This is a genomic window from Comamonas sp. Tr-654 (genome assembly GCF_011752915.1).
In the GTDB taxonomy this organism is placed as follows: Bacteria; Pseudomonadota; Gammaproteobacteria; order Burkholderiales; family Burkholderiaceae_C; genus Comamonas.
On the sequence record NZ_VWWQ01000005.1, the window covers coordinates 160422 to 174209 of the forward strand.

A 13788-nucleotide genomic window follows, 5' to 3' on the forward strand; every position below is an offset into this window, starting at 1 on the left:
TGCAATCTCGGCATTTGACAAGAAAAGCATAGCTGCTTGCGCATTATCCATATCGGTTTCAGATTGATATCACCATGTAATCCTTTAATAACATACGCTATCTGCTATAAAAATTCACGAATCAATCCGAGTCAGAAATGCCGAGTAGACCCGGAATTGGCTCTTCTATACTGCTCTTCATGCATGCAAAACGACAACGCAATCTGGAGCTGGCCCATGCCGTGCTGGACTGGAACCAGCGCCACCTGAACCGCCGCGCGACACTGAGCCGCGAGCAGGTCGCCGAGTGCTTTGCCGAGCAATTCGTGGTCGAGCCCAACGGCCGCCACTATGCGGCCGACCTCGAGAGCTATCGCGAGTTTCTCGAAGGCATGAAGCAGGACATGGAAGGCATTCGCTACGACATCCGGCACGCCACAGCCGACGAGGACTCGGTGGTCTTTTCCATGGATGTCTGCATCATCAAGACCGATGGCAGCACCCAGAACTTTGTCGCCATGCTGCTCATGCGCTTTGACGAACACGAAAAAGTCAGCCTGTGGCGCGAGGTCTATCTGCCACGCCCGCAAGCCGGCGCTCAATAAGACCTCCACCTCTGGCGTGGGCAGCCCCCCGTCAGGGCACAAGCAAGATGGGCTGCTGGGCGCCATGCGCCTCCAGTTGCCGGTGGGCTTGCGAGGCATCGGCCAGCGCAAACTCCTGCGGCTCGCCCATGCGGAAATGCTTTTTGCGCAGCGCCTCGAACAGGCGCGCAGCCATGGCATCGCGCTCTTTGGGCTTTTTGACGAAGTGAAACACCATGGGCCGGCACACGCTGTTCGACCTGGCGGCCAGACGCGCAATCTCAAGCGGCGGCACCGGGCCGGAGGACTGTCCGTACATCACCAGCTGGCCGCCGATGCCCAGACTGGCCAGCGAACCATCAAAACTGTCTTTACCCACGCCGTCATAGGCCACATCCACGCCTTCACCGCCGGTCAGCTGCTGCACTCGCGCGGCCACATCCTGGGCGCCCTCGCCGCGATAGCGGATCACCTCCACACAACCGGCCTGATCGGCTTTCCTGGCCGTGGCATCGCTGCCTGCCGTGCCGATCACCATGGCCCCCAGCTGCGTGGCCCACTGGCTCAGAATCTGCCCCATGCCACCACCGGCGGCCTGCACCAGAATCCGCGATCCCTGGCCTAGCCGGGCCACCCGGTGCAGCAGCACATCCGCCGTCAGCCCTCGCAGCAGGCTGGATGCGACCAGCGCGTCGCCGAGGTCATCGGGCACGGCAATCAGCTCGTCGCCCGCAATCACGCGCTCGGCGGCGTAGATGGAATAGGCGCCAGAGACATAACAGACCCGGTCGCCGGGCCTGAAGCGGGTAACGCCCTCCCCCACTTCGGCCACCACCCCCACGGCCTCGATGCCGGGCGTGCCTGGCAGCGCCAGCGTCTTGTAAAGCCCGGAGCGCACATAGATATCGTGAAAGTTCACGCCAATGCGCGTGTGCTGCACGCGCACCTGTCCAGCCGTCAGCGGCGGCGAAGCGACCGAGGCGATCTGCAGGACCTCGGGGCCTCCATATTCCGTCATGACAATGGCTTGATGCGTGATCTGACTCATGGCTGGTGCTCCTTGCGGGTTGTAATCCTCCGAATGTAGCCTGCCGCCGCGCTTGTCCCTGCGCCTCGCTGCGACGCGGCAATTCCCGCACAATGCGCCTCCTGCACACCGCTATTGATTCTTCTATGTCTTTTGCCCCCCTAGGCCTGCGCGCCGAGCTTCTGGATGCCACACTCGATCTGGGTCTGCGCGACGCGACGCCGATTCAGACCGAGGCCATCCCCGCCGTGCTGGCCGGGCGCGACCTCCGGGCCTGCGCGCCCACGGGCTCGGGCAAGACCATGGCCTATCTGCTGCCCCTGCTGCAGGCCTGGCTGGCGCAAAAGCGCGGCCACACCGGCTTTGTGCGGCCGCTGGCCACCCTGATTCTGGTGCCCACGCGCGAGCTGGCCCTGCAGGTTCATGAAAGCCTGAGCGACATCACGCGCCAGTTGCGTGAGCAGCCCCGCAGCCGCGTGGTCTATGGCGGTGTCTCAATCAACCCGCAGATGATGCAGTTGCGTGGCAGCGCCGACTTTCTGGTCGCCACGCCGGGCCGCCTGCTGGATCTGGTGGAGAACAATGCCGTGCGCCTGAATGCGGTGCAGCATCTGGTGCTGGACGAGGCCGATCGCCTGCTGGACCAGGGCTTTGCCGAGGAACTCAACCGCGTGCTGGCCCTGCTGCCCGCCAAACGCCAGACCCTGCTGCTCTCGGCCACCTTCCCGCAGAACGTGGAGGCGCTGGCTGCCCGGCTGCTGCACGACCCCATTCGCGTGCAGGTCGATGCCGACCAGGCCGCCGAGCATTCGGCAAGCCCCGAGAACATCAGCCAGCGCGCCATTGCCGTGGACAGCACCCGCCGCACCCAGCTGCTGCGCCAACTCGTCAAGCAAGGCGAGAACCAGCCCGAATGGGAACGCGCCCTGGTCTTTGTCGCCAAGCGCCACACCGCCGAAATGCTGGCCGACAAGCTCTACAAGGCGGGCATCTACGCCACCACCTTCCACGGCGATATGAGCCAGGGTGCGCGCAAAGATGTGCTCGATCAGTTCAAGGCCAAGCGCTGGCAGTTGCTCATCACCACCGATCTGGCCGCTCGCGGCATCGACATCGCACAGCTGCCCATGGTCATCAACTACGACCTGCCTCGCTCGCCCGCCGACTATATTCATAGAATTGGCCGCACGGGTCGCGCAGGACATGCGGGTTGCGCCATCACCTTTGTAAGCCCCGCCGACACCGCCCACTGGCAGCTGATCTGCAAGCGCAATCAGCTGGATATCGCCCTCGAGCAACTGCAGGGTTTTGAGCCTACCGAAGCCCTGCCGCCGCCACCGGTGGTGCAGGATGGCAATGGCGGCATCAAGGGCCGCAGACCCAGCAAGAAGGACAAGCTGCGCGCTGCAGCTGCAGCCGCCAAGCAGCAGCCAGCCGACTAAGTTCCGGATTTCCTCTCCTCAGCTCATCAAAAGGCCGCTCATGCGGCCTTTTTGGCGTCTGACAGACAGCGCCTTCAACCAGGCCGGATGCAGCCGCGCCCCTCCGTCCTCTTTCTGGACAGAGAAAACTTCAATTTTTTATAAACCAAATTGAAATTTAATCATTGATAGATGGGCGCCATCAACACACCCATCAGACCAATAGTCAGAGACATTAAGAAACATGGCTTACATGAACTTTTTAAATAGAAATTGGTAAGCCAGGTCCCTTGGCAACACGGTGAATACCAGCCAAGGATGTCACCGACCTGTCTGCATGCGCCTGAGAAGCGACGCGGGGAACGGTAATGAAGTCGTTAAAAGCACTGACAGGACTGACCATCGTCATTACCTGCTCCGCAAGCCCTGGCCGACGAAGCCAATCCGACTGCCGAAGCCAATCCGCCCGCCGAGGTCAATCAACCTGCCCAGGCCAGCCAGTCAACGGGCGCCTGGCATATCAATCTGCACACCGTCAGCCACCACTTCAGCGAACGGCAACATGGCAAGACATGGAACGAGGAAAACCTGGGACTCGGTATCAGAGGCGAGTTCTCCAGCGATTTTTCCGTGCAGGCCGGCTTCTATCGCAACAGCATCAACCGCTGGAGCACCTACGCCATAGACGAATACACGCCACTGGCCTTTGGAAATTTCCACTCCGGTGTGTATGCCGGCTTGCGCACCAACTACTCTCGCCCCGTCATGGCGGCCGCAGGGGCCCTGGTGTGCTGGCAAGGGGAGCGCTATAGCGTCACCGTGCGCGCTGCACCCAAGATCTGCGGCCAGTGCTCGGCATTCATTGCGCCGGAGCTCGGCTGGAAGCTGTGATCTCCGCTTAAAGCAAGTCATTCGTCAGCAGCATCGGCCTGCCTGCCGCGACCTGTCGAAACATCAGCACGGCAATGTCCTGGAAGCCACAGCAAGTGTGAAGTTTTATCAAAATCAGGACAATCGGCGCCAGATAGAAGAAATTAAATGAAAAACAAGGATGAATAGAGAAATTTAAAAGTCGGATGCTAGAGAAAGTGAACAGGACAGATGTCGATCTGGTTGCCCCGCAACTTGCACCTGCCAGGATCGCAACCCCTTCAAGCGCAGACAGGCGCCCCCCACCCCAGCGTGAGCGACATGCAGCGGAGATATCGTGTGAAGCGGCTGCCGAGGCCGCATCCACACAAGCCCGCAGGCGCCTGTACCTGCCCCTGCAGGCAAAGTTCGCGATAGCCCTGACAGCCAGCGTCCTGTGGGCGCTGATGGCGGCCACCGTGGCACAACGCTGGATTCAGGACCTGTCGCTGATCGTCGGCCGGTGCTTTCCCATCTCATTGTCTGAGGCATCGCTGTCATTCCGGGATTCATGAATGCCTTTCTGGTCGTCAGCCTGCTGATGGACCGGCGTCCTGCATTCACCTTGCAGTCCTACGAAAAGCGCCTTCCAGCCATCACCATCCTGGTGGCAGCCTATAACGAGGAAGCCAGTATTCTGTCGACGCTGGCCAGCATCGACAGGCAGAACTACCCGGGCGAGCTCTCCGTCATCGTTGTCGATGACAGCTCCACCGACGACACGTTGAGGAAGCTGGAAACCGTTGCCTATCCGTGGCTACAGGTTCTTCGCATGCCGCAGAACGTGGGCAAGGCACGCGCTCGTCAGGACAGATATCACACTGACGGTGGACGGCGACTCCTATCTCTACAAGAACGCACTGGCCAACCTGATCCGCCGCTATATCAGCGACCCGCCCAACACCCGTGCCGTGGCCGGAGCCGTGCTGACACGCAACTCCCGCAGCAACTTCGTGACCAAGATCCAGGAGTGGGACTACTTCCACGGCATTGCCGCCATCAAACGGCTGCAGAGCATGTACCACGGGACACTGGTCGCCCAGGGCGCTTTTTCCGCCTATGACACCAGGCTTCTCAGAGAGATCGGCGGCTGGCCGCATACGGTGGGCGAGGACATCGTGCTGACCTGGGGCATTCTGGAAGCGGGCTACCGCGTCGGTTTCGCCGAGAACGCCTGCCTGTTCACCAATGTCCCCGAAACCTGGACCCAATTCATCCGCCAGCGCCAGCGCTGGTCGCGCGGCCTGATCGAGGCCTTCAAAAGTCACTGGAGATTGCTGTTCAAGCCGCGGATGACGACCCTCTTCATATGGTGGAACCTTCTGTTCCCCTATATGGATCTGGTTTTCACCTTCGCATTCCTGCCGGGCCTGATCCTGGCCTGCTTTGGCATTTACTGGATTGCGGGCCCCATGACACTGCTGGTGCTGCCGCTGGCCATGCTGGTGAACTACCTGATGTTTCACATTCAGTCCCATATGTTCCGCAGCCAGCGCCTGCGCGTGCGCCGCAACATCGTCGGCTTTGTGGCCTATGCACTGTTCTACAGCGTGGTTCTGCAGCCCGCGTGCGTCTGGGGCTACCTCAAAGAATTAGTCAGTCGAACCAAGAACTGGGGAACCAAATGAACAAGCACGCTCGCAACTGCGGACTGCTGACGGGCATGCTGCTGCTTGCCTGCAATATCCAGGCCCAGCCTTCCGATACCGCATCAGGCCATGTACTTGGCGGCCTGGACGCCAGCAATGACTCGGACGGATTCAACGAATTCAAGCCCTGGGCGCAGTACGAAGCAGCCAATGGCTGGGGACTGCGAGCCGGCTGGCAGCACTATCGAATGGACAGCTGGTCTGCCACGGGCAAAAGTCTCTTTGCCACCCACAGCCAGAAGAACAAAAGCTGGTCTTCTCAGGCCCGCCTGGGCGTGAACCGCAGCGCCGGACACGACAATCTGGTCGGAGCATGGGATGCCAACTATCAGCTGGCGCCGTCCACAGCCGTGGGCCTGAGCGCGGAGCGCGACATCGTCAATTCGCGCCGCGGCATACAGTAAGGCCTGACTTCGACCAGTCTGCTCGGCGTGCTGGATCATCAGTTCCTGCCGCGCCTGTCCGTGGGCGCAGCATTCGGCAGTACCTGGTTTTCCGACGACAAGCGCAGAGACATCCTCAGAACCCGCTGGACCCTCACGCTCAGCGAGGACCAGGGCTGGTATCTGTACGCACTCACCCGCCACTATCGCAACAGCCAGCCTTATGGCGGCAACTACTTCGCGCCCGAGCGCTTTCGCGAGGCTGCCCTGGGCGTGATGTGGAAGAAGGCGATCACCGATGGCGTGGTGCTCAGCGTCAATGCGGGCGCCGGACGCCAGTACATTGATGGCGAAGGCCAGCAGCTCTGGCATGCCGGCCTGTACCTGTCTTCTCCGCATCGGGCAGCGGTTCAGTGGAAAGTGGGTCTGACGAGCAGCCAGGACCATGCATCGGCGCTTTCCAGCGGCGGCAGCGGCTATCGCTACACCAGTCTGGTTGCCTTCATGCACCTGCCGTTCTAGAAAGCGCAGGATGGCGGGCCTGCGCGCACCTGCTTCGCGGGCTGTTTTCCCAGTACAGTGAGCGGCTACTGATTGATCTGGGAAATCCATGTCCGCCAATGTGAATCACGGCGCAGTCGCAGACGCTACCGAATCCACGCCCGACGAGGCCGCAGCGCCCATCGCCCGCCAACTCGAAAAAAGCCGCCAGGCACTGCTGGACCTGTCTACGCGCAACCGTCTGCTGAGCCTGCCTCAGGCCGCCACGGCACGCGTGCTGCATTTCGCGGATGAGCGCACGGACGAGGTCTATCGCCTGCTGGCGGGCGAGAGCAAGTCCATGAGCTTTGCGCCTGCCAGGACCGAGGAGGAGGAGGAGCAAGTAGCCGCCGGCCCGGCCGAGGAACAAGAGACACCGGCCACCCCCGCCCTGCCCCAGCCCGAGGAAGGCGTCGACGAGCAGCTTGATGCGCGCGGTGTGGCCCAGCGCCATCGTGACCTGAAGCTGCAGACCCGCCTGTCCAGCGAGAAGCTGCAGCGCCGCCTGCTGGACATGTACTCCGACGCCCGTACCTTCATTGAGGAACAGGGCGTCAACATCCTGTTTCTGGCCCTGGGTCAGCTGCAATGGTTCGACCGCAATGCGCCCGACAAGCCGCGTTTTGCGCCGCTGATTCTGCTGCCCGTGGCACTGGAGCGCAAAAGCGCAGCCGAGCGCTTCACCCTGTCCTGGTTGCAGGAGGATGCGGCGGAGAACCTGTCGCTGGCGGCCAAGCTCAAGGCCGACTTTGGTCTTGAGCTGCCCGAATTCAATGCCGGTGACGACTTCGATCCCGGCACCTATCTGGCCGCGGTCGCCACCATGGCTGCCGCCCAGCCCGGCTGGCAGGTGCTGCCCGATGCCATGACACTGGGCTTCTTCAGCTTTGCCAAATTTCTGATGTACCGCGATCTGGATGCTGCGACCTGGCCGCCGGAAAAGCGACTCGACCGGCAGGCACTGATTGCCGCCACGCTGCAGCAGGGCTTCGAGGCCCGCGAACATCTGTTCCCCGAAGACGCTGATGTCGACCAGTTGATCCCCGTGGACAGCCAGCGCCATGTGGTCGATGCGGACAGCTCGCAATCACTGGCCATAGAAGCCGTGCGCCGAGGCGAGAACCTCGTCATCCAGGGCCCGCCGGGCACGGGCAAGTCCCAGACCATCACGAACGTGATTGCAGCGGCGATAGCCGATGGCAAGAAAGTGCTGTTCATCTCCGAGAAGATGGCCGCACTGGAGGTGGTGAACCGGCGCCTGAAATCCGTAGGCCTGGGACCCGCCTGTCTGGAACTGCACAGTCACCACACCCACAAGCGCAAGGTGCTGGAAGAGCTCAAGGCAACGCGCGATCTGGGCAAGCCGCGTGTGGAGCACCGCGAGCAAATCATCCACGAGCTGAGCAGCGTGCAGCAGCAGCTCAACGCGCATAGCCGGACCATGCATCAGGCGCTGGCGCCCTGTGCACTCACGCCCTACCAGATCCTGGGCCAGCTGGCACGGCTGGATGCAGTGCAGATCGCGCACCTGCCCGATCTGCTGCAAGACGCACAGAACTGGTCGCCCGAGGACTTTCGTTCACGCCAGCAGATTGCCGAAGCGCTGCGCCAGGCGGCGTCCAAGGTGAGCCCGGTGACCGGGCACGCATGGCGCGGCGTTTGCCACCCGGCACTGCTCAAGCTCGATGCACAACGTTTCGCCCAGCAACTGCCGACGCTGCAAGCAATGCTGGCCCGGTTGCAGCAGGATGGTGAGCTGCTGGCGCAATCCCTGAGCACGCAGGCCGCACAGACCCTGCAGACTCTGCATGAGCAGATCGCGCTGGCGCAGCAGCTCGCCAGTGCGCCGTCCATAGACCGGCAGTCCGTCGCCAGCAGCATCTGGGATCAGGGCCTGGGCCAGTTGCACAAGTTGGTCGAATGCGGCGCCCAGTTCGGCCGGCAGGCACAGAACCTGCGCGGCAGCTTTGCAGAATCCGCCTGGACGGCGGACTGGAACGCCCCACGCCAGAGCATCGCCGCACATGGCGACTCGTTGTTTCGCATTTTCAACAGCGGCTACCGCGCAGCGATAGCCAGCCTCAAGGGCCAGCTGAAAACGACATTGCCGAGCTCACTGGCAGAGCGCCTGAACCTGCTCGACAGCCTGATCAAAGCCCAGCAACTGCGCCAGAGCCTGGGCCAGCAGCAGACCCTGGGGGCAGATGCCTTTGGCAGCCTGTGGCTGGGCGAGCAAAGCGACTGGGCGCAATTGCAGGCCGTGCTGGGCTGGATGGCCGGCCCTGACGGGCAGGGCCGCAGTGCTGCCTTTCGCCAGCTCTATGCCCAGCTGCCATCACCCGCACATTGCGCGGAGCTGGCCGCCAAGGCCGATGCATCGCGGCAGGCATTCGAGGATGCTGCGCAAGGCGTGCTGAGCGGCTACCAGCTCGATACGCAGGAAGCTTTTGACGCCGCCGACCTGGCCCGCATCCCGCTGACGGATTTCGGCGAGCGACTTGGGCAATGGCTCGCCGAGCCGGACGCCTTGCTGGACTGGACCTCATACCACGTCACCCGGGAGCAGGCGCGCACAGCCGGCATGGCCGCCCTGGTACAGCAGCTCGAGAATGCATCCATTGCACAAGATGCCCTGCCCGCCAGCCTGGAGCGAGCCTATTACGAGTCTCTGCTGCGTCAGGCCACCCAGGTTCACCCCGATCTGGTCGCCTTCAACGGCGATCAGCACAGCCAGAAGGTGCGACAGTTCCGTGCGCTGGACCTGGAGCGCATCGAACTCGCTCGCGCCCAGTCGGCACTCTCGCATTACCAGCAGGTGCCCCGCAGCACATCCGGCATGGGCCCGCTTGGCGTGCTCAATGGCGAGATTGCGCGCAAGCGCGGCCATATGCCGCTGCGCAAGCTGTTCAAGCTCGCGGGCGAGGCCGTCCAGGCCATCAAGCCCGTGTTCATGATGAGCCCGCTTTCCGTGGCCCAGTTTCTGGAGCCTGGTGCGGTCGAGTTCGACCTGCTGGTGATTGACGAGGCCAGCCAGATAGAGCCCGTGGATGCGCTGGGCGCCATCGCTCGCTGCAGGCAACTGGTGGTGGTGGGCGATGACCGGCAGTTGCCGCCCACGCGGTTCTTCTCGCGCATGACCAGCGAGCAGGAAGACTTCGACAACGAGGACGAGAATGGGGACGCCAGCCAGCTCATCGCTGGAGCAGCCGATGTGGAGAGCATTCTGAGCCTGTGCCTGGCCAAGGGCATGCCCCAGCTCATGCTGCGCTGGCACTACCGCAGCCGCCACCAGTCGCTGATAGCGGTGTCCAACCAGCAGTTCTACAACAGCGGCCTTTACGTCGTGCCCAGCCCCTATACCACCCGCTCGGGCATGGGGCTGCGCTTTCACCATCTGCCCGAAGGCCGCTTTGACAGCGGCGCCAGCCGCATCAACCGCGTCGAGGCACAGACCATTGCACGCGCCATCATGCAGCACGCACTGCAGTCGCCACAGCTCAGCCTGGGCGTGGCCGCTTTCTCGCTGCAGCAGAAAGTCGCCATCCAGGACGAGCTGGAACTGCTGCGTCGCCAGCAACCCGAGGCCGAGTCCTTTTTTGTCGCCCATCCCAACGAACCCTTCTTCATTAAGAACCTGGAAAACGTGCAGGGTGACGAGCGCGATGTGATCTTCATTTCTGTGGCCTATGCGCGCAATGCACAGGGCTATCTGCCCATGCGCTTCGGCCCGGTGAGCGCCGATGGAGGCGAGCGCCGGCTGAACGTGCTGATCTCTCGCGCCAAGCAGCGCTGCGAGGTGTTTTCATCCATCACCGCCGACGATATCGATCTGGAACGCGGCAAAGGCAAGGGCGTGGCTGCGCTCAAGGTATTCCTGCAATACGCGGCCACCGGCCAGCTAGCCCTGGCCAGTGTCAGCGGACGCGATCTGGAGTCGCCGCTTGAAGAAGATGTGTACGAAGCGCTGACGGCCCAGGGTCTGCAGCTGCAGACGCAGATCGGCATTGCGGGCTTTTTCATCGACCTGGCCGTGGTCGACCCCGAGCAGCCGGGCCGCTATCTGCTCGGCATCGAATGCGACGGCATGAGCTATCACCACAGCCGCAGCGCGCGCGACCGTGACCGCTTGCGCCAGTCGGTGCTGGAGAGCCAGGGCTGGACACTGCTGCGCATCTGGGGCTGCGACTGGTTCCGCCAGCCGCGCGCCCAGACCGAACGCGTACTGGCTGCCGTCGAAGCGGCCAGACAATCCAGGGATTCTGCAGAGAATCAGCCTCCAGCCCTTATGCACCAATCGCAGGCCGCTACAGAAATCATAGAGCGCGCAGCACTGTCCGATGCCGGCAGCGCCGACACCGAGCCGGCCGCCGCCCATGACGACAACCTCTATCAGGAAGCCCGCTTTGCCGTTCCGGCCGGAGAGCTGCATCAGCAATCCACCACGCAGCTGGCCCAGCTGATGCGCCGCGCGGTGGAGCTGGAAGGACCGATTCATTTTGACGAGCTGGTCACCCGCATGCGTACGCTCTGGGGTCTGCAACGCGCCGGCAGCCGTGTGCGCGATGCGCTAGAGCAGGCGCGGCAATCGCTGCTGGCCGATGAGACGCTGGCCGTCGATGGCGAGTTTCTCGACCTGCCGGGGCGAGCAGTGCGGGTGCGCAATCGCGCAGAGGTAGGCTCGGCCAATCTGCGCCGCATCGACTGCCTGCCGCCAGCCGAGATCCGTGCAGCGATTGCCCTGGCTCTCAGATCCAGCCTGGGTGGCCAGCGCGACGAGCTGCCCGCAGCCGTGGCCCGACTGCTGGGCCTGAGCGCCGTCACCGCGCCCGTGCGCGAGCTCGTGCTGACGCAGCTCGATGCACTGCATGGCAGCGGCGCCGTGGCATTCAACGGAACGCTGTACCGGCTGCCGGCCTGAGTCCTGGGCCAGCTTCGAAAACGCCCTGAAGCAGTTCAGGGCGCTTTTCGTTTCGCAGCGTCGCCTCTGGCCGCCGAGCACATTCCTGTCAGTGCTCGTCGCTGACCTTGTGGTCTTCGCTCTTGGCCTGCTGCATCGCTTCAGGCTCCAGCTCTTCCGCCGAGCGATTCAGGTGCACGAATACGCCCCATCCCGCCAGCAGGACGCCCACGGAAACCAGCAAGGCGGCGGGGTACAGCATCTGCTCGGGGGTCTCCTGTGCCTTGAAGGTCGCCACCAGGCCCTCGATGGCCAAGGCCACCACCAGCACCACCATGAAACGTGACAGAAAGCGGCGCACCCGCGTCGGTCCGCTGATATGGGCCTCGCGCACCACTTCCTCCTCCACCATGGTCTGCGAAATCTGCAATGCCACCACACCCGAGGCCAGAATTCCCAGCGCCTCCACCGCATGCAGCGTGGACTCCGGCTGCAAGCCTCCCACGATGACGCCCCAGGCCTTGGTCACGGCAATCCACACCAGGCTCAGCGCGGCAAAGCCGAACAGCAGGGCAATCAGGGAATGGGTGACGGCGTAAATCAGGTGAACAAGCTTCATGGCGCAACCTCCGGATATCCCGCCAATGCTCGCAGACCTGGCGTGGACACTCCGTAGGACAGACATGGAACTGGTCCGCGCTGCTTATGCGGTGCGCCCGCCCCGAACGCCGTTGCCGCTGGTCATCGATTACAGGCCAGCACCCGGTTTTGCTCATTTCGAGCGCCAAATCGAAATACCATTGCGCAATGCCCCGCCAGAACACCAGTCCCGCAGACTTTCCGCCAGCCATCCTGGCACAGATCGAAGAACTTGCCCAAGGCATCGTGGCGCAGCGCAAGCAACGGGGCGAAACACAGGCACAGTGGGCAGCCAAGCTCGGCATCTCCCAACCGACCATGGCACGCATAGAACGCGGCGACCCCTCTGTGGCCATGGCAACCTATGTGTCCTGCCTGTGGCAGCTCAACCCTGCGCTGGATCTGACCCGGCTGCTCAGCCCGGCTGCAACGCGGGCCAAGATGCCAGCACTGGCACCCGTATATCGCGCGGAGGCGCCCGGCCTCGACAGGAAAAGAGATGCCATGCCAAAGAAGGCGAAACCCGTCGCCGAGCCTGCCCTCGAAACCGTGAACCACGATGAGCAGCAGGCGCAGATCGAGCGCAATTTTGCGGCCGCCAAGGCTGCTCTGGATTTCTTCAAGAGCCCTCTGTTCTGATCGGTCGGCCGAAAGAGTGGCGACTGCCGGGCGGATGCCGCAGGCGCATCAGTCTCCGAACCGCTCCCGATAGGCCACGGGCGTGATGCCCAGCTTGCGCACGAACAGATGCCGCAGCGCCTGCTCGGAGCCGAGGCCAACCTTGGCGGCCACGGTCTTGAGCGGCAGAGAGCCCAGATTCTCCAGCAACTGCTTGGCCCGCTCCAGGCGGGCGTTTTCCACAAAGCTGCTGGGGCTGCAGCCAGTCTCCTGCTGAAAGACGCGGCGAAAGTTGCGCTCGCTCATCGCCGCCTTGTCCGCCAGCAGCGCCAGCGGCATGGGCTGGTCCAGATGCTCCAGCACCCACTGCTGGGCGGCCCGCACGGCGCTGTGCTGCGTGGCTTGTGCGGCCAGGGATACGCTGAACTGCGACTGACCGCCGGGGCGCTTGAGATACATGACCAGATCGCGCGCCACCTGCAGCGCCAGCGCATGGCCAAAGTCATGCTCCACCACCGCCAGCGCCAGATCGATGCCGGCAGTGACGCCGGCCGAAGTCCAGAGCTGGCGCATGCCGTCGCTGTCCTTGATTTCGTCGCACACATAGATCGCATCGGCATCCACTCGCACCCGCGGATAACGCTGGGCAAGCGCCCCGGCCACACTCCAGTGCGTAGCCGCGCGACGGTCATCGAGCAGACCGGCTGCTGCTAGGAAAAAGCTGCCGCTGCACAGCGCAATCATGCGCCCGACCCCTGGCGCCACCCGCGCCACCCAGTCCACCAGCTCGGGCGAGGCCGCCAGCACCTGCTCGATATGGCGCGCCCCCACCAGCAGCACCGTGCACCCCGTGCCTTCGGCCTCGACCTGTGCCAGGGTGTGACTGGCCTGCAAGCCCATCAAGGTGTCCGAGGGCACCAGACCGGCCTGTGACGCCACCACCCGCACCATATATCCGTCAGCAAGGCCTTTGTGACGCAGATGCACATTGGCATAGTCAAACACGGACATGGGACCGATGGCTTCCAGCGCCTTGAAGCCGGGGTAGACAACCAGATCGACGCGGTGGGCGCCAGCGTGATGGTGTTCCATACAAAAATCAGAGCAGTTCGAGCATATACAACCAGCACTGCAGGCACTTG

Annotated in this window: 10 protein-coding genes and 1 pseudogene; 8 read left to right on the forward strand and 3 right to left on the reverse strand. The window is 63.0% G+C overall.

The genetic code is table 11. The annotated features are described in order from the left end of the window. The first annotated feature begins 179 nt into the window (after positions 1-179). Positions 180-584, forward strand: coding sequence for a nuclear transport factor 2 family protein (locus tag F3J24_RS16435; RefSeq protein WP_240154347.1), 405 nt, complete (start codon positions 180-182; stop codon positions 582-584). Positions 585-615: 31 nt separating this feature from the next. Here the strand turns inward: F3J24_RS16435 and F3J24_RS16440 are convergent, their stop codons facing one another. Beyond that, positions 616-1611 carry a quinone oxidoreductase gene (locus tag F3J24_RS16440; protein WP_167008577.1) on the reverse strand — a complete coding sequence of 332 codons (996 nt, stop codon included), beginning with the start codon at positions 1609-1611 and terminating at the stop codon, positions 616-618. Positions 1612-1736: 125 nt separating this feature from the next. On the opposite strand from F3J24_RS16440, the gene F3J24_RS16445 reads away from it, so the two are divergent. From F3J24_RS16445 to F3J24_RS16470, 6 genes and pseudogenes are all read left to right on the forward strand, one after another. Continuing rightward, on the forward strand, positions 1737-3032 hold the full coding sequence (locus F3J24_RS16445; RefSeq protein ID WP_167008580.1) for a DEAD/DEAH box helicase: 1296 nt from the start codon (positions 1737-1739) through the stop codon (positions 3030-3032). 609 nt (positions 3033-3641) lie between these two features. After that, complete coding sequence (locus tag F3J24_RS24945; RefSeq protein ID WP_240154348.1) at positions 3642-3902, forward strand: hypothetical protein; 261 nt, start codon at positions 3642-3644, stop codon at positions 3900-3902. A 559-nt stretch (positions 3903-4461) separates the two neighbouring features. Continuing rightward, positions 4462-5548, forward strand: a pseudogene (locus tag F3J24_RS16455) (glycosyltransferase family 2 protein). Next, positions 5545-5973 (forward strand): hypothetical protein, encoded by a 429-nt coding sequence (locus tag F3J24_RS16460; RefSeq protein ID WP_167008581.1) that lies wholly within the window; start codon positions 5545-5547, stop codon positions 5971-5973. The pseudogene F3J24_RS16455 and the gene F3J24_RS16460 overlap by 4 nt, the downstream one beginning before the upstream one ends. Before the next feature lie 27 nt (positions 5974-6000). Further along, positions 6001-6474 carry a hypothetical protein gene (locus F3J24_RS16465; RefSeq protein ID WP_167008583.1) on the forward strand — a complete coding sequence of 158 codons (474 nt, stop codon included), beginning with the start codon at positions 6001-6003 and terminating at the stop codon, positions 6472-6474. Between the two features lie 88 nt (positions 6475-6562). After that, complete coding sequence (locus F3J24_RS16470) at positions 6563-11410, forward strand: DUF3320 domain-containing protein (RefSeq protein WP_240154349.1); 4848 nt, start codon at positions 6563-6565, stop codon at positions 11408-11410. An 88-nt stretch (positions 11411-11498) separates the two neighbouring features. On the opposite strand, the gene F3J24_RS16475 is transcribed toward F3J24_RS16470, so the two are convergent. Next, on the reverse strand, positions 11499-12008 hold the full coding sequence (locus F3J24_RS16475; protein WP_043005525.1) for a hypothetical protein: 510 nt from the start codon (positions 12006-12008) through the stop codon (positions 11499-11501). A 188-nt stretch (positions 12009-12196) separates the two neighbouring features. Between F3J24_RS16475 and F3J24_RS16480 the strand changes: the two genes are divergently transcribed. After that, on the forward strand, positions 12197-12667 hold the full coding sequence (locus F3J24_RS16480; protein WP_167008585.1) for a helix-turn-helix domain-containing protein: 471 nt from the start codon (positions 12197-12199) through the stop codon (positions 12665-12667). Between the two features lie 48 nt (positions 12668-12715). Here the strand turns inward: F3J24_RS16480 and F3J24_RS16485 are convergent, their stop codons facing one another. Next, positions 12716-13738, reverse strand: a complete 1023-nt coding sequence (locus tag F3J24_RS16485; protein ID WP_167008587.1) for a GlxA family transcriptional regulator — start codon at positions 13736-13738, stop codon at positions 12716-12718. Positions 13739-13788: the final 50 nt, after the last annotated feature.